Source organism: Larkinella sp. C7 (assembly GCF_006149005.1).
Classification (GTDB): domain Bacteria; phylum Bacteroidota; class Bacteroidia; order Cytophagales; family Spirosomataceae; genus Larkinella.
Window position 1 is genome coordinate 1 of the sequence record NZ_VBSL01000204.1, and the last position, 387, is coordinate 387.

At 45.5% G+C, this 387-nt stretch carries 1 pseudogene; it reads right to left on the reverse strand.

Features of this window, described 5'->3' with window-relative positions:
- Positions 1–387: pseudogene (locus FH871_RS35115) on the reverse strand (hypothetical protein); the annotation flags it as partial.

A 387-nucleotide genomic window follows, 5' to 3' on the forward strand; every position in this document is an offset into this window, starting at 1 on the left:
CTCAATGGCCTCAGGAATCACATCCATTCCCCGAACTGACTTCACCTTATCTGCGAAGGCAAAACCAATCGTCCCCACGCCACAGTAGGCATCAATGAGATTGTCATCTTCGCTGATGTCTAAAGCCTTGACAGCTTCTTGGTAAAGGACTTGGGTCTGTTGTGGATTGAGCTGGTAAAAGGCCCTAGGAGATAGGAAGAAACTATAGTCTAGCACCTCTTCCTCTATGGTCTCTTGTCCCCAAAGAATCTCTGTCCTGTCGCCATAAATTTCACTAGACTTTGAACTGTTATAATTGATGGCAACCGTTACAATTTCAGGAAAGGCTATCCGTAACTCCTTAACCAAAGCAGTCAGGCGCAGTTCTCGGCTGGTTACAAAAATAAG